This window comes from Acinetobacter sp. YH01008, assembly GCF_013420435.1.
Classification (GTDB): Bacteria; Pseudomonadota; Gammaproteobacteria; order Pseudomonadales; family Moraxellaceae; genus Acinetobacter; species Acinetobacter pseudolwoffii.
Window position 1 is genome coordinate 64,407 of record NZ_VOYD01000009.1, and the last position, 18,515, is coordinate 82,921.

General features: G+C 43.4%; 22 protein-coding genes and 1 other RNA gene. 9 read left to right on the top strand and 14 right to left on the bottom strand.

Annotation, left to right across the window (positions count from 1 at the left end; translation table 11 throughout):
- Positions 1-55 precede the first annotated feature (55 nt).
- The gene (locus tag FTT75_RS07345; protein ID WP_074382847.1) at positions 56-1,243 is read right to left on the bottom strand and encodes a phosphoglycerate kinase; all 1,188 of its coding nucleotides are present in this window, start codon (positions 1,241-1,243) and stop codon (positions 56-58) included.
- Between the two features lie 139 nt (positions 1,244-1,382).
- Here FTT75_RS07345 and FTT75_RS07350 point away from each other — a divergent pair, with 139 nt between their 5' ends.
- Genes FTT75_RS07350 through FTT75_RS07360 form a run of 3 tightly spaced genes read left to right on the top strand, consistent with a single transcriptional unit; the run spans position 1,383 to position 3,555 of the window.
- Complete coding sequence (locus tag FTT75_RS07350; RefSeq protein WP_005096732.1) at positions 1,383-1,766, top strand: DUF2237 family protein; 384 nt, start codon at positions 1,383-1,385, stop codon at positions 1,764-1,766.
- Positions 1,766-2,359 carry a nucleoside triphosphate pyrophosphatase gene (locus FTT75_RS07355; RefSeq protein WP_180186182.1) on the top strand — a complete coding sequence of 198 codons (594 nt, stop codon included), beginning with the start codon at positions 1,766-1,768 and terminating at the stop codon, positions 2,357-2,359. The genes FTT75_RS07350 and FTT75_RS07355 overlap by 1 nt, the downstream gene beginning before the upstream one ends.
- 26 nt (positions 2,360-2,385) lie before the next feature.
- Positions 2,386-3,555 carry a cupin domain-containing protein gene (locus tag FTT75_RS07360; RefSeq protein WP_180186183.1) on the top strand — a complete coding sequence of 390 codons (1,170 nt, stop codon included), beginning with the start codon at positions 2,386-2,388 and terminating at the stop codon, positions 3,553-3,555.
- Between the two features lie 58 nt (positions 3,556-3,613).
- Here the strand turns inward: FTT75_RS07360 and FTT75_RS07365 are convergent, their stop codons facing one another.
- The 5 genes from FTT75_RS07365 to FTT75_RS07385 form a co-directional block, all read right to left on the bottom strand.
- Entirely contained in the window at positions 3,614-5,536 is a 1,923-nt protein-coding gene (locus FTT75_RS07365; RefSeq protein WP_180075799.1) for an ATP-binding protein, read from the bottom strand.
- Complete coding sequence (locus FTT75_RS07370; RefSeq protein WP_005096728.1) at positions 5,536-6,219, bottom strand: response regulator transcription factor; 684 nt, start codon at positions 6,217-6,219, stop codon at positions 5,536-5,538. Before FTT75_RS07370 ends, FTT75_RS07365 begins: the two co-directional genes overlap by 1 nt.
- 220 nt (positions 6,220-6,439) lie before the next feature.
- Positions 6,440-7,222 (bottom strand): glutathione S-transferase N-terminal domain-containing protein, encoded by a 783-nt coding sequence (locus tag FTT75_RS07375; RefSeq protein ID WP_180186184.1) that lies wholly within the window; start codon positions 7,220-7,222, stop codon positions 6,440-6,442.
- A gap of 120 nt (positions 7,223-7,342) precedes the next feature.
- Positions 7,343-7,852 carry a ribonuclease E activity regulator RraA gene (gene rraA, locus FTT75_RS07380; RefSeq protein WP_005171166.1) on the bottom strand — a complete coding sequence of 170 codons (510 nt, stop codon included), beginning with the start codon at positions 7,850-7,852 and terminating at the stop codon, positions 7,343-7,345.
- A gap of 11 nt (positions 7,853-7,863) precedes the next feature.
- Positions 7,864-8,529 (bottom strand): NAD(P)H-binding protein, encoded by a 666-nt coding sequence (locus tag FTT75_RS07385; RefSeq protein WP_100357128.1) that lies wholly within the window; start codon positions 8,527-8,529, stop codon positions 7,864-7,866.
- Positions 8,530-8,743: 214 nt separating this feature from the next.
- On the opposite strand from FTT75_RS07385, the gene rpsT reads away from it, so the two are divergent.
- Positions 8,744-9,013: a 30S ribosomal protein S20 gene (gene rpsT / locus FTT75_RS07390; protein WP_180096576.1), complete on the top strand. Its 270-nt coding sequence runs from the start codon at positions 8,744-8,746 to the stop codon at positions 9,011-9,013.
- Positions 9,014-9,167: 154 nt separating this feature from the next.
- On the opposite strand, the gene FTT75_RS15845 is transcribed toward rpsT, so the two are convergent.
- From FTT75_RS15845 to FTT75_RS07400, 3 genes are all read right to left on the bottom strand, one after another.
- Positions 9,168-9,293 carry a hypothetical protein gene (locus tag FTT75_RS15845; RefSeq protein ID WP_005107186.1) on the bottom strand — a complete coding sequence of 42 codons (126 nt, stop codon included), beginning with the start codon at positions 9,291-9,293 and terminating at the stop codon, positions 9,168-9,170.
- 238 nt (positions 9,294-9,531) lie between these two features.
- A complete protein-coding gene (locus FTT75_RS07395) occupies positions 9,532-10,272 on the bottom strand; it encodes a phosphoglycerate mutase family protein (RefSeq protein WP_180186185.1) in 741 nt (246 codons plus the stop codon).
- Between the two features lie 60 nt (positions 10,273-10,332).
- A complete protein-coding gene (locus FTT75_RS07400; RefSeq protein ID WP_100355033.1) occupies positions 10,333-11,184 on the bottom strand; it encodes a 3'(2'),5'-bisphosphate nucleotidase CysQ in 852 nt (283 codons plus the stop codon).
- A gap of 13 nt (positions 11,185-11,197) precedes the next feature.
- On the opposite strand from FTT75_RS07400, the gene FTT75_RS07405 reads away from it, so the two are divergent.
- The 4 genes from FTT75_RS07405 (at position 11,198) to FTT75_RS07420 (ending at position 14,205) form a co-directional block, all read left to right on the top strand.
- Positions 11,198-11,884 (top strand): HAD-IA family hydrolase, encoded by a 687-nt coding sequence (locus FTT75_RS07405; protein ID WP_180039801.1) that lies wholly within the window; start codon positions 11,198-11,200, stop codon positions 11,882-11,884.
- Positions 11,877-12,317: an RNA-binding S4 domain-containing protein gene (locus tag FTT75_RS07410; protein WP_005096718.1), complete on the top strand. Its 441-nt coding sequence runs from the start codon at positions 11,877-11,879 to the stop codon at positions 12,315-12,317. Before FTT75_RS07405 ends, FTT75_RS07410 begins: the two co-directional genes overlap by 8 nt.
- A gap of 145 nt (positions 12,318-12,462) precedes the next feature.
- The gene (gene recA / locus FTT75_RS07415) at positions 12,463-13,503 is read left to right on the top strand and encodes a recombinase RecA (protein WP_005096717.1); all 1,041 of its coding nucleotides are present in this window, start codon (positions 12,463-12,465) and stop codon (positions 13,501-13,503) included.
- A gap of 90 nt (positions 13,504-13,593) precedes the next feature.
- Complete coding sequence (locus FTT75_RS07420; protein WP_180186186.1) at positions 13,594-14,205, top strand: regulatory protein RecX; 612 nt, start codon at positions 13,594-13,596, stop codon at positions 14,203-14,205.
- Between the two features lie 192 nt (positions 14,206-14,397).
- On the opposite strand, the gene ffs is transcribed toward FTT75_RS07420, so the two are convergent.
- Positions 14,398-14,494: signal recognition particle sRNA small type (gene ffs, locus FTT75_RS07425), an RNA gene on the bottom strand.
- 293 nt (positions 14,495-14,787) lie between these two features.
- Between ffs and FTT75_RS07430 the strand changes: the two genes are divergently transcribed.
- Positions 14,788-15,585: a YbgF trimerization domain-containing protein gene (locus FTT75_RS07430; protein ID WP_074382857.1), complete on the top strand. Its 798-nt coding sequence runs from the start codon at positions 14,788-14,790 to the stop codon at positions 15,583-15,585.
- Between the two features lie 73 nt (positions 15,586-15,658).
- Here FTT75_RS07430 and lpxA read toward each other — a convergent pair whose 3' ends face one another.
- The 4 genes from lpxA to FTT75_RS07450 are packed head-to-tail and all read right to left on the bottom strand — an operon-like array spanning position 15,659 to position 18,506.
- Positions 15,659-16,447, bottom strand: a complete 789-nt coding sequence (gene lpxA, locus FTT75_RS07435; protein WP_074382858.1) for an acyl-ACP--UDP-N-acetylglucosamine O-acyltransferase — start codon at positions 16,445-16,447, stop codon at positions 15,659-15,661.
- Positions 16,444-16,929 (bottom strand): 3-hydroxyacyl-ACP dehydratase FabZ, encoded by a 486-nt coding sequence (gene fabZ, locus FTT75_RS07440; RefSeq protein ID WP_171063349.1) that lies wholly within the window; start codon positions 16,927-16,929, stop codon positions 16,444-16,446. The genes lpxA and fabZ overlap by 4 nt, the downstream gene beginning before the upstream one ends.
- A gap of 5 nt (positions 16,930-16,934) precedes the next feature.
- Positions 16,935-18,005, bottom strand: coding sequence for a UDP-3-O-(3-hydroxymyristoyl)glucosamine N-acyltransferase (gene lpxD / locus FTT75_RS07445; protein ID WP_005096712.1), 1,071 nt, complete (start codon positions 18,003-18,005; stop codon positions 16,935-16,937).
- Positions 18,006-18,008: 3 nt separating this feature from the next.
- Positions 18,009-18,506, bottom strand: a complete 498-nt coding sequence (locus FTT75_RS07450; protein ID WP_180186187.1) for an OmpH family outer membrane protein — start codon at positions 18,504-18,506, stop codon at positions 18,009-18,011.
- Positions 18,507-18,515 lie beyond the last annotated feature (9 nt).

Here is an 18,515-nt window from a genome sequence, read left to right on the forward strand (position 1 = left end):
TAGACATAAAAAAAGCTGGCATACGCCAGCTTTTTTTTTAGCTTAGGACATGCAATCAAGCACGTTCTAAGAGTACGGCAACTGCAGGAAGGGTTTTACCTTCAACGAATTCGAGGAATGCACCACCACCCGTAGAAATATAGCCAATTTTATCTGCTACTTCGTACTTGTCGATTGCAGCTAATGTGTCACCACCACCCGCGATCGAGAAACCGGCAGATTCAGCAATCGCTAAAGATAAAGTTTTGGTACCTTCGCCGAATTGATCGACTTCAAACACACCCACCGGGCCATTCCAGAGAATGGTTTTAGAGGTTTTCAGGATTTCTGCAAATGCTTTCGCAGTTTCCGGACCTACATCCAGAATCATGTCGTTATCAGCAACATCGGCAACATTTTTCACAGTTGCTTTCGCAGCAGCCAATGAACCCAGGAAATCTTCAAAGTTGATTTCAGAAGCATCGGCAACCACAACGTCAGTTGGAAGTGGCACTGATACTTTTGCAGCAATGGCTTTTGCAGTATCGATCAGATCTTTTTCACACAGTGACTTACCAACGTTATAGCCTGCCGCAGCAAGGAAAGTATTGGCAATACCACCACCCACGATCAATTGATCGCAGATGTCAGACAGTGAAGTCAACACATCAAGTTTAGTCGATACTTTAGAACCCGCAACAATTGCCACCATTGGCTTTTCAGGTGTCTTAAGTGCACGGCCTAGTGCATCAAGTTCAGCTGCAAGCAATGGACCTGCCGCAGCTACTTTGGCTAAACGCGCTACGCCTTCAGTCGATGCTTCTGCACGGTGCGCTGTACCGAATGCATCCATCACGAATACATCACACAGCGCTGCATATTTTGCAGCAAGTTCAGGATTGTTTTTCTTCTCACCAACGTTAAAACGGCAGTTCTCAAGTAACACAACTTGACCCGGCTGAACCTCAACGCCATCTAGGTAGTCGGTAAATAATTTTACGTCTTGACCCAAAGCTTCAGTCAAGTAAGCCGCTACAGGTGCAAGCGATTGTTCAGCTTTAGGCTCACCTTCAACCGGACGACCAAGGTGAGAATACACCATCACTGCAGCGCCTTTTTCAACTGCTGCTTGAATGGTTGGCAATGCTGCACGAAGACGCGCATCGCTGGTGATCACACCATTTTTAACAGGAACGTTTAAATCTTCACGGATCAGAACACGTTTACCTGCTAAATCGAGGTCAGTCATACGCTGAAAGTTCATGTAGAGCTCACTTTATAGATATTAAAACCAGCCGATTTTAAATGATTATGCAGAAAAAGGTTAGCATCTTTTGCAGAAAACATTCTGAATGCCAAAGTTTTGTTATGATAGAAAAAAGCTTCTTTTAGATTCAGTGCCTATGTCGATACATCCTGATCCAAATCTTAACCGTTTGAACGTGTTAGGTGAGCCTTTATCAAGCTGCTGCTTCGATCCGATTACCGGTTATTTCCGCAATGGCTTTTGCCATACTGCGACCACTGATCTGGGGCAGCATACGGTATGCGCGCAGATGACGTCGGAATTTCTCAATTTCTCGCAAAAAGTGGGCAATGACCTGATCACACCTTTGCCAGAGCTGGACTTCCCTGGCCTGCAACCCGGTGATTTCTGGTGCCTCTGCGTGACACGCTGGGTCGAAGCCTATGAAGCAGGTCAAGCGCCCCCGATCAAGCTGCAAGCCTGCCATAAAGCGGTGCTGTCTTATGTACCTTTAAATATTCTTGAGGAATATGCTGTCTAATGAATGCTGTACAGATTATTTTGGCATCCTCCAGCCAAACCCGTAAAGAGTTGATGAATCGCCTGCATATTGATTATATTTCTCTAGTACCGGATATCGATGAGTCTCCTCGCGGTGAAAATCACGCAGATGATTTGGCCAAGCGGCTGGCTTTTGAGAAAGCCAAATATATTGCTGAGCAAAATCCTGAAGCGATTGTGATTGGTTCGGATCAGGTGGCATGGCGTGAAGGCGCACCAGATATTTTTATTGGCAAACCTTTAACCCCTGAAAAAGCCATTCGCCAGTTACAGGCCAATTCGGACAAGATTGTCTATTTTAGTACTGCACTCAGTGTGCAACAGCAGGCTACTGGTTATGAACGAACGCTGGTCGAGCACTATAAAGTCAAGTTCCGTAAACTGTCCAAAGCCGAAATTGAACGTTATGTCGCGATTGAACAGCCACTGCATTGTGCCGGCAGTTTCAAATGTGAAAGCCTCGGCATCAGCCTGTTTGAAGAAATGATCGGGCAAGACCAGACCACTTTGATGGGCATGCCGATGATCAAGCTGTGTCACATTCTTCGTGAATTGAAAATTTTAGTTCCTTAATCTCCCCTTAATTCAGGCTGTAATCTATGTCTCAACCTTTAGACGTTTTAGGCGGAATCACCGCTGAACAATTCCTGAGTGAATACTGGCAAAAAAAACCGTTACTGATCCGTAATGCGATGCCTGAAATTGCCAATCTGCTTGAACCTGACGACGTGATGGAACTTGCGCTTGAAGAACACGTCACTGCGCGTTTAATCAAGCAAAAAGACCGTGATCCGAATCAGTGGAGCGTGAAATCTTCGCCTTTACTTAAAGCTGATTTTCAGAAAATGCCCAAGCTATGGACACTTTTGGTTCAGGCGGTAGATCATTATTCATTTGACCTGTCGGAAATGTGGAAAAAGTTCCCGTTTATTCCACAGTGGCGCCGCGATGACATCATGGTGTCTTATGCACCTCAAGGCGGCTCTGTAGGAAAGCACTTTGATTTTTACGATGTCTTTCTGGTACAAGGCTACGGGCATCGTCGCTGGCAGCTCGGACAAATGTGTGATGCCGAAACTGCATTGGTTCCGGGTCAGCCACTGAAATTATTGCCTGAAATTGAGGTGAATTTTGACGAAGTTCTGGCACCTGGCGACTTGCTGTATGTGCCACCTGGTTTGGCGCATTACGGCGTTGCAGAAGATGATTGTCTAACCTTTTCCTTTGGCTTCCGTATGCCAAATGTGAGCGATATGATGGATCGTGTCGGTGATAAATTTTCTGAGAATGAAAGTTTACGCAATCCGCTGGTTGATATTATTCGTGACCAAGTCGGAGCCATTGGTGAAGTCAGCGGCAATGAGCTGGAATATCTAAAAGAACAGATCATGCAGCAACTGCATAATTCAAATGTTTTAGAAGATGCCATTATGACTTTAATGTCAGAACCCAAATATCCAGAGAACCTTCCGGAAGCGGAAGAAATCGGCACAGGTGATCTGGAAGAAGCACTGGATCAGGGTTATAGCCTGATGCTCGAACCGGCTTCACGCCTGCTCTACACCGAAGCAGACGGCGATGTTCTGTTCTGGGCCAATGGTGAAGGGATTGAAATCTCTGAGGCATTTAGCACAAAACTCAAGCAGCTTGCAGATGGTGAAACCATATTGCTAGATGAAAACTTCGCTGATGAAGATATTCTGGAAGATGTCGCGGCATTATTAAATGATGCGGTACTGATGCTGGTTCCGCCAGCAGAACAAGACTAATTCTAAGCTAAAGCCAAATAAAAAGAGGATTAAATAATCCTCTTTTTATTTGCAAAGATTAGGGTTGATAGAGCTCCAATACGACCTGAATCACTGTATGCCCTTTCTCAGACTCAATCTGAAACACGCCTCCCATACGTTCGACCCGCATTTTCATGCTGCGCATCCCAATACTCAGACCATTTTTTTGCACTATTTCAGCATCAAACCCAACGCCATTGTCCTGAATACTTAAAGTGAGTTGATGTGGCAGAAAATATTCCAGACTGACTTTCGCCTGACTGGCCTGACTGTGCTTAATGATATTGGTCAGACTTTCTTCGACCACCCGAATCAGGGTCAAACATTGCAATGCGGTCGGTTCACGCTGCCAGACTTTTGGAAATAACCATTCAACCTCAATATTTATCTCTTCCAGCAACTGGGTAAAACGATAACGTACCGGGGCAATCCAGAGTAGTGGGGTTTCCGGTACTTTATTTTCGATAGACGAACCACTATCAATGATTTGTCTGAGATCATCTCTGAGCAATTTCAGCATAGAAAGAAACTGTCGGTTGGGAATGCTGTCAGTACTCTGATCGACCAGAATCATAGAGCGCACAATCGAGCCTCCTAGCCCATCATGCAGTTCATGCGATAAGTTAATCCGCTCCTGTAAGCGGACATTATCCAGCTCCAGTTGATGTTTATCGTTCAGGCTTTTATTCAGATCAGCGCCGACCTGCTGGACTTTACGTTCTAACTGGCTATTAAATTTTTCGATTTTCCTGACATTACGATTCAACCGCGTGGCCATAATCAGTACCACAAACAGGGTAATAATTGGTGAGGTATAGGGTGATAAAGGTGAAAAATCACTAATTGCCGTTTGACTTAAAATGATCAGATCTACGATTACACATAACAAAATCCCCCACAGACACAGCATCAGGAAAAGATATTCCCCATTGCGGGTTTTAAGTGCGTGATAGCTCACATAAATAATACAGCTTATAAATAATCCCACATAGAAAATAAATGCTGTGCCCAGTACCTGCCCCAGATAATCCAAGGAACTCATCACAATCAGCAGAGCAAATAAAAGCGTGATCAGGATAAATCCCCGCTCCACATACTTAAATCTCTGTTTTAAAAAGCGGATCAAATACAGACTAAAACAGTGGATATAGGCAATAAAACAAAGCATATTGGCTTTGCTGGCCGCGATGCTGGAGCGAAACGGAAAGCTTTCTGTGGTCAGTACATTGGAAATAAACAGAATCCATAGGAATGAACTGAGTGCCAGCCAGCCAAAGGTGGTTTCTGAACGTCGAAATTGCCAGACAATGAAGCAGATGATCCCAATCATTGCTGAGAAAATCATATTCATCTGAAACAGCGTGCGGCGATCCCAGATTTCGCCTAAATACTTCTGGCTATTGACCAGCACATTATTAAATTCAATTTTACCCAGTCCGGCGTTCTGAAAACTATAACCCTGTACATAAACCAGAATTTCATTACTGCCCTTGTTTAAGCCACTGATGGGCAAAATCCAGTAACGCGGCATATTCCAACTTTTTGACAATGGCTCTTGCAGGTGTTGATCTGACCAGAGTAAATCACCATTCAGGAACACGGCGCCGGCCGAATTAATATAATCAATGGAAAAGGCAATCGGTTCTGCAAGACGAATATTGTCTTGGCATGACCAGTTCCAAACAATTTTATACCAGGCCCCACCATGATAATCTTTCCAGTTACGCTGCCAGTTATCCGGTAAACTGACACTTTGCCAGCCAGATGCAGGCATCTGGCTAGGATTTTGCACCTGAACCTTTTGAATGTAGTCAATCTTTACATCACAGAGATCATTGACCTGAAAATGGTCTTGCGCCTGACTCATACCACTTAACAGACACAGCCAGCAGCAAAAGAGCAAAATACCGATCCATTGCAATCTCTGTCGCTGCCTGCTTCCAGAACGAGCTGGATGCATCACAGAATTCCTAAATGCCGTGCGGTACTGACTGCCTTGGTACGCCGACTGACGGACAGTTTCCGGTAAATATGCTTGATATGACTTTCGACGGTATAACGTGACACACAAAGTTGCTCGGCAATCTCTCGATTACTCAGGCCTTGTGCGACCAGTGACAGAATTTCTTTTTCCCGATGGGTCAGCACTTCCTGCTCGGCATCCGAATGGTTGCGTTCGACTGGTGGTGATGAAGCAGGTATAGAAATCTGCTTGAGAATTTCCCGCGCAATAAAAGGATCAATTGGCGCGCCACCCCGTAAAATACTGCGGATCGCCAAAGTGACCTCCACATCATCGCGTTCTTTTAATACATAACCGGTGGCACCCGCCTGAATTGCGGTAAATAAACTGTTTTGCGTACTCCAGGCCGAAACCACCAAAATCAGAGTTTGTGCGTCATTTTCGCGAATTTTTTCAATAATCGAAATCCCACTCCCATCTGGCAGCCCCAAATCGACCAATGCCAGTGAAATCGGCTGTTGTTTTAAAATGAAATATGCTTCTTTAAGATTATTGGCAAAGAGCAGAACATCTTCGCTATAGCCCAAATTGGTTAATATAATTTTTAAACGTCGTTGAATGACATACTCATCTTCAACGATTAATACAGGTACTGGCAAGACTGCCTCTAGTGCTGTCATAAGCACGCCCCTTATATTTATTGTTATGTCACCTTGAAGAGTAAAATATAACCAAAAAAACTCTAAAAATCATGATTTATTTCATTTTTATGCTATTTCTTTCTAGCCTCATAGGGATATTCTAAATACCGTCTGCTTAAAACCAGCATAAAAAAATGCCATCTACGCAGTGAATGGCATTTCTTAAGCACAATTTTAGAGTTTTAATAGGCTGAATATTTTAAGCGGCGCCGTATTGCTGTTTTAAATATTTTACAATCTCAGCTGATTCAAACATATTCACGCCTGTATTTGGATCGACCAGATAAGGAACCTGAATATTATTTCCCATCATTTCAAATAAATGTTCACGCTTCCCGCCTGGTAGTGGTTCATATTTCCCCGGTCTTAAGCGCAACTTGGCTGGCCCATAATCCTGCCAGCGTTCTTTGGCGACATTATGAAAAATAAAGGGAACTTCCAGCTCACTCAACACGGCGCGTACGATCCGGGTATAAGGACTGGCCTCAAAACCCCATAATTCCAATAGCTGGTCCGGTGCCGGACGATCAAGCACCTGTTTATTGATCCAGACTCCGCGCGCACCATTAATAATTGTTCCGGCAAAAGCAGCGACTGGAATTTTCGGATAAGTTGCATATTTCTTTGGCGTTTTGCCACTTTTGCCATAATGCTTGAATAAATGATGGATAATATCCTGCGACTCATACATCTGATCGCCTGTATTTTCATCGACTAAAAATGGAAAGCGGGTCTTGCCGCCCAACTGTTTTACGACCGGACGATATTTCGTACCACCCTTAGGGCATGGATAAACTTCATAATCCAGATTGAGTAAGGTCAGCACTTCACGCACCCGACGACAAAAAGGTGAACCTTCAAATTCATAGAGCTTAATTGATTTTTCAGGCTGATTCGGAAATGGCGTTCCAACCATGCCACGCCCTCCTTGGGCGACTGAAGAAGCTAAGGCTTGTGCGACTTTGATTTGATGAGTCAACATAGTATTTTCCTATTTTTGTTTTATATGAATGAAAGACAGAATCTAAGAAGCATCCTGTCTTTCAGGGTCCAGATGAGTTTTGTTGTTATTCTTGCATGCAGAAATGCAGATTTCAGCCGATTAAGCCACTAAGGCTGTTTTAGAGACCACAATGCCATTATTGTCTGCATAGACATAATCGCCAGCATTAAACGTGACTCCACCAAAACAGAGGGTGATATCCACCTCACCCACGCCCTTGCGATTGCTCTTCTGTGGAATAGCCGCCAATGCATGTACACCAAGGTCTAATTCAGCAATCGCATCGACATCACGCACACAACCATAAATAATCACACCATTCCAGTGATTTTTGACCGCAGATTCCGCAATCAGGTCACCCATCAAGGCACAGCGCATCGATGCACCGCCATCGACCACCAGTACCTTGCCTGTTCCATCTGTGGCCAGTAACTCTTTCACCCGGGAGTTATCTTCAAAACATTTCACCGTCACAATCTGACCGCCAAAGGTTTTACGGGCCCCATAACTTTTAAAAAATTTACCGTCAAGACAAGGTGTCACCACTTGAAGCTCTAATTCCGGATGATCATCTAATAAGTCACAGGTGACAAATGCTGCTGTAGACACGGTGTTTCCCCTCATTTCATTTTTTGTATGCGTAAATTATCATAAATTTCAAATTTTACCGTCTGAGTCAGCGCGGCCTCGACCATAGTATGAGCCACCTGCTCGGCTGTCACTGGCTTATAAGCAAAACCATCCGGAATAAAACGCGATATTTTATGATAAACCTGCTGTGCGGCATCCTCCAAAAAACGCTGCTCGGGACGTTCGCCAATTAATAATGAAGGCCGAATCAGGCTGATTTTATCCAGACTCAAGGTCTGTACATATTCTTCTAGCTGGCCTTTAACCTGATTATAATAAAAATGAGACTGGGAGTTGGCGCCCATCGCACTCAACAACAAGTAATGCGCTGAAGTCTGTTGCAGCAATTCGGCAAAATGGGCATTAATGGTATAATCAATATTATAAAAGGCCTGCTTGGATCCGGCTTGTTTCATGGTACTGCCCAAACAGCTAAAACCGTGACTGTGCTCACTGACATCCTGATCATTCAGCATCAGGAAATCTTCAAGCACCAATTGCTGGACTTTATCCAAACTATCCAGATCATTTTGATATTTTCTGACCACTGCAGTAATCTGCTGGCAAGTTGGCTCGTCTTGCAGACGTTTTAAGAGTTGTTTTCCCACCAAACCGGTGGCACCTATGACGATGGGATGAATCAGCGATTTAGTCATTTTTTATACGATCTCCTAGGTAGAATACTAATCTAACGTTTTCTTTAGAATTTTTCTGCATCTAAAATGTTGTCAAAGCATGTCAAGACTTGACTTCGGTGCTCAGTTTAATCAAAATATGGCACTTGTTTACGGGCTGGTGATAATTCCTCTGATGATGGTTTTCAGTTGAGTTTCAGCCCGCCCAGACCAATCTATTTCAAGGAGTGCACGAGTGGCAAACTCTGCTCAAGCTAAAAAACGTGCTCGTCAAAACGTTAAAGCACGCAAACACAACGCAAGCTTGCGTTCTATGGTTCGTACCTATCTTAAACGTACATTAGCTGCTATCGGCACTAATGACTATGCTGTTGCTACTGAAGCGTACAAAACGCTTGTTCCAGTAATCGACCGCATGGCTGACAAAGGCATCATCCATAAAAACAAAGCAGCTCGTCATAAGAGCCGCTTGAACGCGCAAGTTAAAGCACTAGCTTCTAACTAATCGCAAATGAAAAAAGCCCTTTTTAGGGCTTTTTTTGTGCCTGAATTTAAAGAAATCAGAAAAATATAACGATTCATTCAGAAAAATAATCCGTTTAGACGCCCCTCATATAGCCGATACGATGAGATAAAAACCTGAATCCGCCTCTTTTAGATTATTGATCTTTATCCATAGAGGATGGCGAAGTGGTTTTATCCTGTTGCGTAGTGTCAGAATCCCGCTTTTGACATGCGGTTAAACCCAGAATCGCGATCAGGCTAAAAATTGTAATAATTTTCATGGTTTTTCCTCAAGATGAATATTTCTATATTTATTAAGCATAGATAATTTTTATACTTACATTATTGAACTTTCACCCTATAAATGTAAAAGATGCAGTTTAAAACTTATTTTTATCGTTTTAGCCTGACTTTTATTGAATGATCAATATGAAAGGCCATACGATCTTCATAATTTCTACCCCCCAATAAAAAACTCAATTGCTGCGAACAATTGAGTTTTGAATAGATCAATTTGATTTAAGAAAGTTGGGAACGTTTAAAATCGGCAATATCCAGTTCATGCACCTGTCCGCGCCAGATCCATTTCAGCTTGGATTCTAAAAATACATCACCTTCAAACCAGACAAACAGACCTTCCATCATTTTTGGCCAGTCTTCCCGACTGACATCCTGACGTCCCGACATCACCGCAATCATTGCTGCCAAAATGGTGTCGTGGCTGACGGCCAGACTCAATCCATATTTATTTTGCGGATGAGTGTTGTAAATCAGTTCCAGCACATCCACCACACCATGAATCGGCTGTTTCATCCCTGGCAAGGCATTATTGACAAAACTGTTCACAAAACCGAGCGCACCCTGCTTGGCAAAATAAGGCCCGGCTTTTTGAATATCCAGCACAAAACTGCCCGGCTCGACCAGCAATCCCTGTTCGATAATTTCAATACGATGGGTATTCTGCTCAGGGGTAACCGCATCCGCACCTTCAATCATGAGCGCAGCAGTATCAATACAGCGCTGGATCGGGCTCGAAATACAGTGATGAATTACACGATCTGTCTGATCAGCCAGATAAGCGCCCCATTCCTGTGCCAGATCCCGCCCCTGACCAGTCAATTGCAGGTCATAACCTGCCAGACCTTGACCCGGAACATCTTCACGAACCGAATGGCGTGTGAATAAGGTGACAGGCGTCTGTACATCAGGCAATAAATCAATTGCACTTAACATACTCGGTGGAAGCAGTTTCAGGGACACGTGACAGCCAACTGGATTGGTAATGAGTTAATCATCACTATACCATGCTCAGGATTTTGCTCAATGCTCGGCCTGCATGTCAGCCACCGCCTGTAATGCAATATTTTTCATATTATTATTTTTATAGGCAATAAATCCGCCATTGAGCAAGGTATCGCGATGATTATAAATAAATGGCCGTCCTTTTAAATCGACCAAACCACCACCAATCCGTTCCAGCATACATTGACCAGCACTGGTGTCCCATTCCGAAGTCGGATGAAAACGTGGATAGATATCCACCTGATCTTCCAGCATCATACAAAACTTGTAGGCGCTGCCCGCTTTGAACTCTGTATATTCGGTAAGTTTGGCCAGATGCTGTAAATAGTCGACATATTTCGGTTTCTGCTGGCTACTTTGACTCAGACCAATCGCAATTCTTTGGTCTGTTGGCGCTGCTTCATAGCCAAACCACGTATCTCGCTGAAGGTCATATTTATAAGGTAGCCCCTGCTCTGCACAGAAATAAATCATTTGCTGTTCTGGTACTGCCAATATGGCAAAAGTCGTCAAACTTCCACGAACCAAACTCAAATTGATGGTGAATTCAGGCCGCTGATGCAAAAACTCCTTGGTGCCGTCTAGCGGATCTAATAACCAGAATTCTGGCCATGAACGACGCTCATGTTCTTTTCCTTCTTCTGACAATAAAGGCAAGTCTGAAATATCTGCCAAAGCCTGAGTTAGAAAAGTATTGACCCTTAAGTCTGCCTGAGTTACCGGAGAATTATCATTTTTTTGGATGACATCAAAAGCCGCACCAGAACAATAACGCTGATATTCTTCTCGCAAAATTTCACAGGCTTGTGTCAAAATGGGCACAAACTGCAAAATCATCGGATCTTGTGGTGCTGCTATTGCTTTAAACATAGAAAACCTAAATATGTCAAAATGCTCTGAAAAACCTACCATAATTTTCGATATGGATGGAACTTTACTTGATCTTGCCTACGATGATTTCATCTGGAATGAGTTGCTGCCTGTCCGTTATGCCGAGACACATGGCTGTAGCATAGAACACAGTCAGGCGACCCTCTCCGCATTCTATCAGGAACATAATCATACCCTAAACTGGTACTCCTCACGCTTCTGGACGGCTAAAGTCGAAGTTGATGTTCTGGCGATGCAGATTGAACATAAAGACAAAGTCGCCTTACGCCCGTATTGTCTCGAATTACTGGATTATCTGAAAACGAATGGCTACCCGATCTGGCTGGCCACCAATGCCGATTGTGCCGGACTGGCCTTTAAACTGGATCACTTAAATTTAAGCCATTATTTTGATGTGATTGTCAGTTCAGAAACGATTGGGCATGCCAAAGAATTTGTTGAATTCTGGCAAGGCTTGAATGCCATGCATCCCTTCGATCCGCAACATGCTTATTTTATTGATGATACCGAAAAAGTCCTGAATGGTGCCAAAGCCTACGGGATTGAAAACCTGTTCAGTATCCAGCACCCCTCCTCGGCCAAAGTCGCACGCGAGACTTGCAATTATCCGATGCTGCACCAATTAACAGATTTAATCACTTATTTAAATCAGGCTGAGGTAGAGAAAAAATATGCGTAAATCGTCTTTACCCGAAGATGCGGTAGGCATGCGTATAGACAAATGGCTTTGGGCAGCACGGTTTTTCAAGACCCGTTCCATTGCCAAACATGCAATTGAAGGTGGTAAAGTCCACCACAATGGTGAACGTGTCAAAGTATCACGCGAAGTCCGTGTTGGCATGGAACTGACGATTCAGCAAGGCATCGACAAGAAAACTGTCCTGGTTAAAGAACTTTCTGATGTTCGCGGCCCTGCACCTGTGGCACAAAAACTGTATGAAGAAACCGAAGTCAGTATTGCTCGACGGGAATTGATTACCTCACAAAGAAAGTTGCATAATCTAGCTCGTCCCGATCATCGTCCAAGCAAGAAAGATCGCCGGGATATCAGTAAATTTAAAAATGAAAATAGTCAGAGTTTTGATCAGTCATGGTCGTATAATGACGATTAAATTCAAGCGTCAGAATGTGTCGTACATGCGCTGACATTGATAGAACACTAGGGAAAATTCTGTCACTATACGCCTGTGGAACAAAGCTCTAATTTAAGACATCCACTTGAGTACTAACTGAGTGACATCGTATTGAGGTTGTAAGATGGATGAGAATAAAAACAAGGCGCTTAATGCTGCCTTAAGCCAGATTGAAAAACAGTTTGGTAAAAATACAGTCATGCGTCTTGGTGACAATACCGTTCAGGCTGTTGAAGCAGTATCTACAGGTTCTTTAACCCTGGATATCGCACTCGGTATTGGTGGCCTACCGAAGGGCCGTATCGTCGAGATTTATGGTCCTGAATCATCAGGTAAAACCACGATGACCCTGCAAGCAATTGCAGAATGTCAAAAAGCCGGTGGTACATGTGCATTTATCGATGCCGAACATGCACTTGATCCGCAATATGCGCGTAAACTTGGCGTAGATATTGATAACCTGCTGGTATCGCAGCCCGATCACGGTGAACAGGCACTTGAAATCGCAGATATGCTGGTACGCTCTGGTGCAATTGACATGATCGTGGTCGATTCTGTAGCTGCTCTAACGCCACGTGCGGAAATTGAAGGCGAAATGGGTGACTCGCATATGGGTCTGCAAGCCCGTTTGATGAGCCAGGCACTGCGTAAAATCACCGGTAATGCCAAGCGTTCCAACTGTATGGTGATCTTCATTAACCAGATTCGTATGAAGATTGGTGTCATGTTCGGTAGCCCGGAAACCACGACTGGCGGTAACGCATTGAAGTTCTATGCATCTGTACGTCTAGACATCCGTCGTATTGGTCAGGTGAAAGAAGGTGACGAGATCGTTGGTTCTGAAACCAAAGTCAAAGTCGTGAAAAACAAAATGGCACCTCCATTTAGAGAAGCGCTGTTCCAGATTCTGTACGGCAAAGGCGTGAACCATCTAGGTGAATTGATCGATCTTGCTGTACAGCAAGAAATCGTGCAGAAAGCCGGTGCGTGGTATTCTTATCAAGGCGACAAAATTGGCCAAGGTAAGAACAATACCATCCGTTATCTGGAAGAGCATAAAGAAATGGCACAAACCATTGAAAAGCTGATTCGCGAGCAACTGCTGACCAAAGCCGTGATCACTGAAGAAGATAATAAAGAAGAAGCAGATCTTTTAGATGCCTAATCTATTATTTGCCTAGTCTTTAAACATCACGACACAGCGCCCTACGGGGCGTTTTGTTATGATGGGTAGATGATAAAATGCGAGAGAAAGATGTCAGAGGCAAAATTCAGCAAACTGCTCGATTATGAAACTTTAAAACAGCAATTTGGCGATGCTGATGATCAAGCGACCCAGCAAAACACATTGAAACAAAAACCCACTTTCGACTCAGAAGAGCGCCTGTTTGATACCCCTGATGATGAAAAGAAAAAACCGGGCTTAACTGGCTCGCGTTTGCGTTCGTATGCCTTTGCCGTACTGACCCGCAAGGAATATGCCAAAGCCGAACTGATCGAGAAGCTATGCCTATATGCAGAGGATCGCGATGAAGTGCTGGAATTAGTTGAAGAATTATCACGAGAGAATTACCAGAGTGATCAGCGTGTCGCAGAAACCATGCTGTCGAGCCAAAAGCGTAAAGGCAAAGGCCCCAATCAGATTAAAATGAAATTAAAAAACAAGAAAGTTGATACGGCTTTAATCGCAGAAGAACTGAAAGAAACTGACTGGGTGCAGCAAGCCTATGCGCTGAAAGTCAAAAAATATGGGGCGGAAGTTACTAAAGATCCGAAGCTCAAGGCCAAACAGATCCGTTTTCTGATGTACCGTGGTTTTGAAATGGATACGATTATTAAGGCGATTAACCATAAAGTGGAAGATTAATTTGTATTCAGATTCATTAATAGACCCACTACAAAAGTGTTTGCAGATTGATCTTAAAATGAGAAAATCAGTTCGCTAGCAGAACGAATTATCGGGATAATAAAATATTAAAAATTAGCTGATATTAGAAGTGAGCTTTGAGATTAATAGGCTGGGATAAAATGTTTTTATTATTTAAAAATATGGTGGCAACCCTACCAGCAAAGCTCCGGCACATCATAGTTCTATTACCGTTGCTACCTTCCGGTCCTGGCGGGGTTCATAGAGTACAATTGCGAAGTAACCAGCAGGGCTACCATTACAAAAACAGAGTATAGAGATTTTTAATCAAGTTGCAAGCTTTGTTCCTTAAAATAATCCATCAAGCTATCCGTTTGATTATTTTAAAAACAATATTAATATTTCTGCTGATTTTCAAGCGATCTTCACAATCAATCCATCAACACCCAGATTCGCATGATCTTTGTAAAACCTTGTTGCAATTTCTAAAAATGCCGTTTTTAATGTGTGCAATGTATATGAATGATCTTCTTTAAAAGATGAGCAGCGGATACGTATCTCACAAAGAATTATGGAAATTTTATGATGTTTAAAAAGACCGTATTGTGTGCAGTGACAGCACTCTTTACCACACCGCTATTTGCCAATATTCCAATTGAATCGCGTGGCTTGAGCCAGACTGCCAATCAAGCGTCAATGAATACCCAGTCTGCGAGTTCTGCCGGCGTATCGACACCTGTGCAAACCAATACCAGCTGGCAGATTATGCAAAAAAACCAGCAACTGGAAAGTGATCTGCGGATCTTGCGCGGCAAAATGGAAGAACAGGAAAATGAAATTGCCCAACTGAAAAGCGAACTGACCAATCGCTATGCCGATCTCGATCAGCGCCTGGAACTGTTACAGCAAAAAATTGAACCGGCTGAAGAAAACCCAACGGAGGACAACCCACAGGATAGTTCTCCCAGTTTAAATGCGAATGAGATCAATACAGCGAGCAGCGGACAACAGCCCACCGAGCTGGACAAAGCAGCCTATACAGTAGCCTTAGATGCCTATAAAAATGGCGGTGCAGCCAAAGCCATTGCACCCATGCAGAACTTTATTAAAAACAATCCGAATAGTGTGTATATCAGCAATGCCTATTTCTGGTTAGCAGAATTCAATCTGGCCATCGATCCGCCAAATTTTGAAGAAGCAAAACGCAATTACACCATTGTGGCAGACCGCTATCCAAAGTCGACCCGTGCTTCGCGTGCGCTTTATCAACTGCATAACATTAGCAAGGACGTCGAGCAAAAACCGGCCATTGCCACCCAGTACAAGAACAAATTACTCAGTAATTACCCGCAATCTGAAGAAGCTAAATTTTTTAAGTAATAATCTTCTAGATAACCCTTAATTCAGCAATAAAAAAGACACCTTAAAGGTGTCTTTTTTTACTTGAAATATTTTAGCGCACAATACCACGCTTGGATTGTTCAAGAGAATCAATCAAACGTTGTGCTTCGGCAACTTCCGGCAAGATATCTTTACGAATCTGCTCGATTGCTTCCTGAGTGGTTAAACCTGATTTATAAATCAGTTTAAAGGCAGTACGCAAACCGTCAATTATGGCCTTAGACCAGCCCTTACGACGCATTCCCTCAATATTCATAGCAAAAGCGTGCGCAGGATTACCTGACACCATCACATAGGCCGGCACATCTTTCAAAATCAGTGATGCTCCGCCAATCATGCTATAAGAGTCAATCTTGCAGAATTGATGAATCCCTGAGTTTCCACCAATGACCACATAATCCCCGACATGAACATGTCCAGCCACACCGACATTATTGGCAAAGATATTGTGATCACCGACCATGCAGTCATGGGCAATATGGGTGTTGACCATTAGAAGATTATGACTGCCAATCTTGGTTAAACCCTGATCCTGAACGGTACCACGATGCAAACTACAATGCTCACGGATCTTGTTGTGATCGCCAATCTCAAGCCAGGTTTCTTCACCGGCATACTTAAGATCCTGACAAACCTCGCCTACACTGGCGAACTGGAAAATTTCATTATATTCACCTATACGCGTATAGCCACCCACCACTACATGTGAATGAAGTTTGCTACCCGCACCAATAGTGACGTTTGGCCCAATAATACAGTATGGACCAATTTCTACATCAGCAGCGATGACTGCTGATGCGTCAATAATGGCAGTTGGATGAATAAGGGGATTATTGCTCATGCCTGCTCGACTTTTTGATGCGAAACCATAATTTCCGCGGTTGTTGCGACGACGCCATCTACAGTGGCAATACAATTATATTTGTAAATGCCGCGCTTTTGCATCACCAATTCAGCTTTTAATACCAATTGATCGCCTGCAACCACCTGTTTTTTAAACCTAACCTTCTCCGCACCGGCAAAAAGGAACAATGAACCCGCACTTGGTGTTTCATTGTTCATCACAAAACCCAAGATTCCCGAGATTTGTGCCAGTGCTTCAACAATCAGCACACCCGGCATAATTGGATAATTCGGAAAATGGCCTTGCAAAAACTCTTCATTAATTGAGACGTTTTTATAACCAACAATGCCATTTTCGGTAATCTCGACCACGCGATCAACCAATAAAAATGGATAACGATGGGGCAAATATTCACGAATCTTTTGAATATTCATTGGCAATTCAGGTTTCGTGAATGTAGGCAAATTCGACTCTGTCATCATAATTATTTACGCAACTTAAATGTTGATTCAATGGACTCAATTTGAGATTGCATATGATCTAGTCGTTTCATCACCTGGGTCAATGGCACATCTGCTAATTGTTTAAAACGCACAGCAGCACGTTTCCAGTGCAAACTTTCCAACATAGGTGTGCCAGAAGAATAACTGCCCGCCTCAGAAATATTTTTTGTCACCATTGACATGCCAGTAATTGTGACATTATCTGCGATATTAATGTGGCCTACTACCCCCACCGCACCTGCAAATACACAGTTTTTGCCAATTGTAGTGCTTCCGGCGATTCCGCATTTTGCTGCGAGTGCGGTATTGGCACCAATCTTGACGTTATGCGCGATTTGCACAAGATTATCAATAATCACACCCTGTTGCAAAATCGTATCATCCAATGCACCGCGGTCTATACTACAGTTTGACCCGATACGCACATCATCAGCAATACGCACAGAACCAAGCTGGGCAATACGATGCCATTTACCTTGATAAGGTGCAAAACCAAAACCTTCGCTGCCAATCACGGTATTGGCATGAATACGAACGCGATTGCCAATTTTGGCGCCACCCGTCAGCGTCACATGCGCATCAATAAAACAGTCCTGACCGATTTCCACATCATTATCGACATGTACATGAGGCTGAATAACGGTATTGGCGCCCACAACACAATGCTCGCCAATCACCACATAGTGTCCAATATACGCATCATCGGCGATGATCGCTGAAGGATGAATTTGAGCAGTACTTTCGATACCACGCTGGGTATTTTTTTTCTCAAATACATGGGTCAGGATCGCAAAAGCCAGATAAGGATTTGCAACAACAATAAAGTTTTGATGTGACGTTATTTGTTGTTTCAGTTCAGCCGTGACAATTAAAGCAGCTGCCTGACTTTGATTGGCTTGCTCTACATATTTGTCTGCATTGACGAATGCCAAATCTTGCGATGTCGCATGCTCAAGACTGGCCAAAGCGCTCAAACGCAAATCTGCCTGACCTACGCACTCGCCTTGAACCAGGCGAGCAAGGTCAGCTAACTGAAGCTGTTGATGATTCATTGATTACTTAATTGCATTAACCTTTTGAATCATTTTATCAGTTAAATCATATTTAGCGTCATAAGCAAGTGCTGAATTTTTATTTAAAACCACATCCAGGTTATTTTCTTTACGTAATTGTTCAGCAATTTGCTTTACACGTGCATCAAATACCGTCCGAATTTGCTGAATCGAACTCTGAACATTACTCTGCACAGATTGTTGCAACTGATTCAATTCCTGAAATTTAGCCTGATATTGCGTAGACATCTTCTGCTTTTCAGCATTGCCCAGTTTGGTATTAGACTGAGCACGCTGCTGCAAAGCTTCCAGTTCTTTACTGAGTTGTTCAATCTTGCTGGTTTGTGGCTGAATTTTTTGTTGAAATGCCGTGTTTTGCTGTTTCAGATAAGTACTGCCTTCGACTACACGCTCCAAATCGATTACCCCGATACCAGCTGCTTGAGTCAAAGGTGCAATACTTGCCAAAGCCAGGCTCATCGCCATGATCATTTTTTTCATATTCTTACT

What these genes read in the sequence shown, in the direction of transcription:
- FTT75_RS07405 (WP_180039801.1), top strand. Translation starts at nt 11,198, where the DNA reads ATGTCAAAATGCTCTGAAAAACCTACCATAATTTTCGATATGGATGGA.
- FTT75_RS07345 (WP_074382847.1), bottom strand. Translation starts at nt 1,243, where the DNA reads ATGAACTTTCAGCGTATGACTGACCTCGATTTAGCAGGTAAACGTGTT.
- lpxA (WP_074382858.1), bottom strand. Translation starts at nt 16,447, where the DNA reads ATGAGCAATAATCCCCTTATTCATCCAACTGCCATTATTGACGCATCA.
- FTT75_RS07430 (WP_074382857.1), top strand. Translation starts at nt 14,788, where the DNA reads ATGATGTTTAAAAAGACCGTATTGTGTGCAGTGACAGCACTCTTTACC.
- recA (WP_005096717.1), top strand. Translation starts at nt 12,463, where the DNA reads ATGGATGAGAATAAAAACAAGGCGCTTAATGCTGCCTTAAGCCAGATT.
- lpxD (WP_005096712.1), bottom strand. Translation starts at nt 18,005, where the DNA reads ATGAATCATCAACAGCTTCAGTTAGCTGACCTTGCTCGCCTGGTTCAA.
- FTT75_RS07385 (WP_100357128.1), bottom strand. Translation starts at nt 8,529, where the DNA reads ATGACTAAATCGCTGATTCATCCCATCGTCATAGGTGCCACCGGTTTG.
- FTT75_RS07450 (WP_180186187.1), bottom strand. Translation starts at nt 18,506, where the DNA reads ATGAAAAAAATGATCATGGCGATGAGCCTGGCTTTGGCAAGTATTGCA.
- FTT75_RS07370 (WP_005096728.1), bottom strand. Translation starts at nt 6,219, where the DNA reads ATGACAGCACTAGAGGCAGTCTTGCCAGTACCTGTATTAATCGTTGAA.
- FTT75_RS15845 (WP_005107186.1), bottom strand. Translation starts at nt 9,293, where the DNA reads ATGAAAATTATTACAATTTTTAGCCTGATCGCGATTCTGGGTTTAACC.
- FTT75_RS07400 (WP_100355033.1), bottom strand. Translation starts at nt 11,184, where the DNA reads ATGTTTAAAGCAATAGCAGCACCACAAGATCCGATGATTTTGCAGTTT.
- FTT75_RS07350 (WP_005096732.1), top strand. Translation starts at nt 1,383, where the DNA reads ATGTCGATACATCCTGATCCAAATCTTAACCGTTTGAACGTGTTAGGT.
- FTT75_RS07360 (WP_180186183.1), top strand. Translation starts at nt 2,386, where the DNA reads ATGTCTCAACCTTTAGACGTTTTAGGCGGAATCACCGCTGAACAATTC.
- FTT75_RS07410 (WP_005096718.1), top strand. Translation starts at nt 11,877, where the DNA reads ATGCGTAAATCGTCTTTACCCGAAGATGCGGTAGGCATGCGTATAGAC.
- FTT75_RS07420 (WP_180186186.1), top strand. Translation starts at nt 13,594, where the DNA reads ATGTCAGAGGCAAAATTCAGCAAACTGCTCGATTATGAAACTTTAAAA.
- FTT75_RS07375 (WP_180186184.1), bottom strand. Translation starts at nt 7,222, where the DNA reads ATGTTGACTCATCAAATCAAAGTCGCACAAGCCTTAGCTTCTTCAGTC.
- FTT75_RS07365 (WP_180075799.1), bottom strand. Translation starts at nt 5,536, where the DNA reads ATGCATCCAGCTCGTTCTGGAAGCAGGCAGCGACAGAGATTGCAATGG.
- FTT75_RS07355 (WP_180186182.1), top strand. Translation starts at nt 1,766, where the DNA reads ATGAATGCTGTACAGATTATTTTGGCATCCTCCAGCCAAACCCGTAAA.
- fabZ (WP_171063349.1), bottom strand. Translation starts at nt 16,929, where the DNA reads ATGACAGAGTCGAATTTGCCTACATTCACGAAACCTGAATTGCCAATG.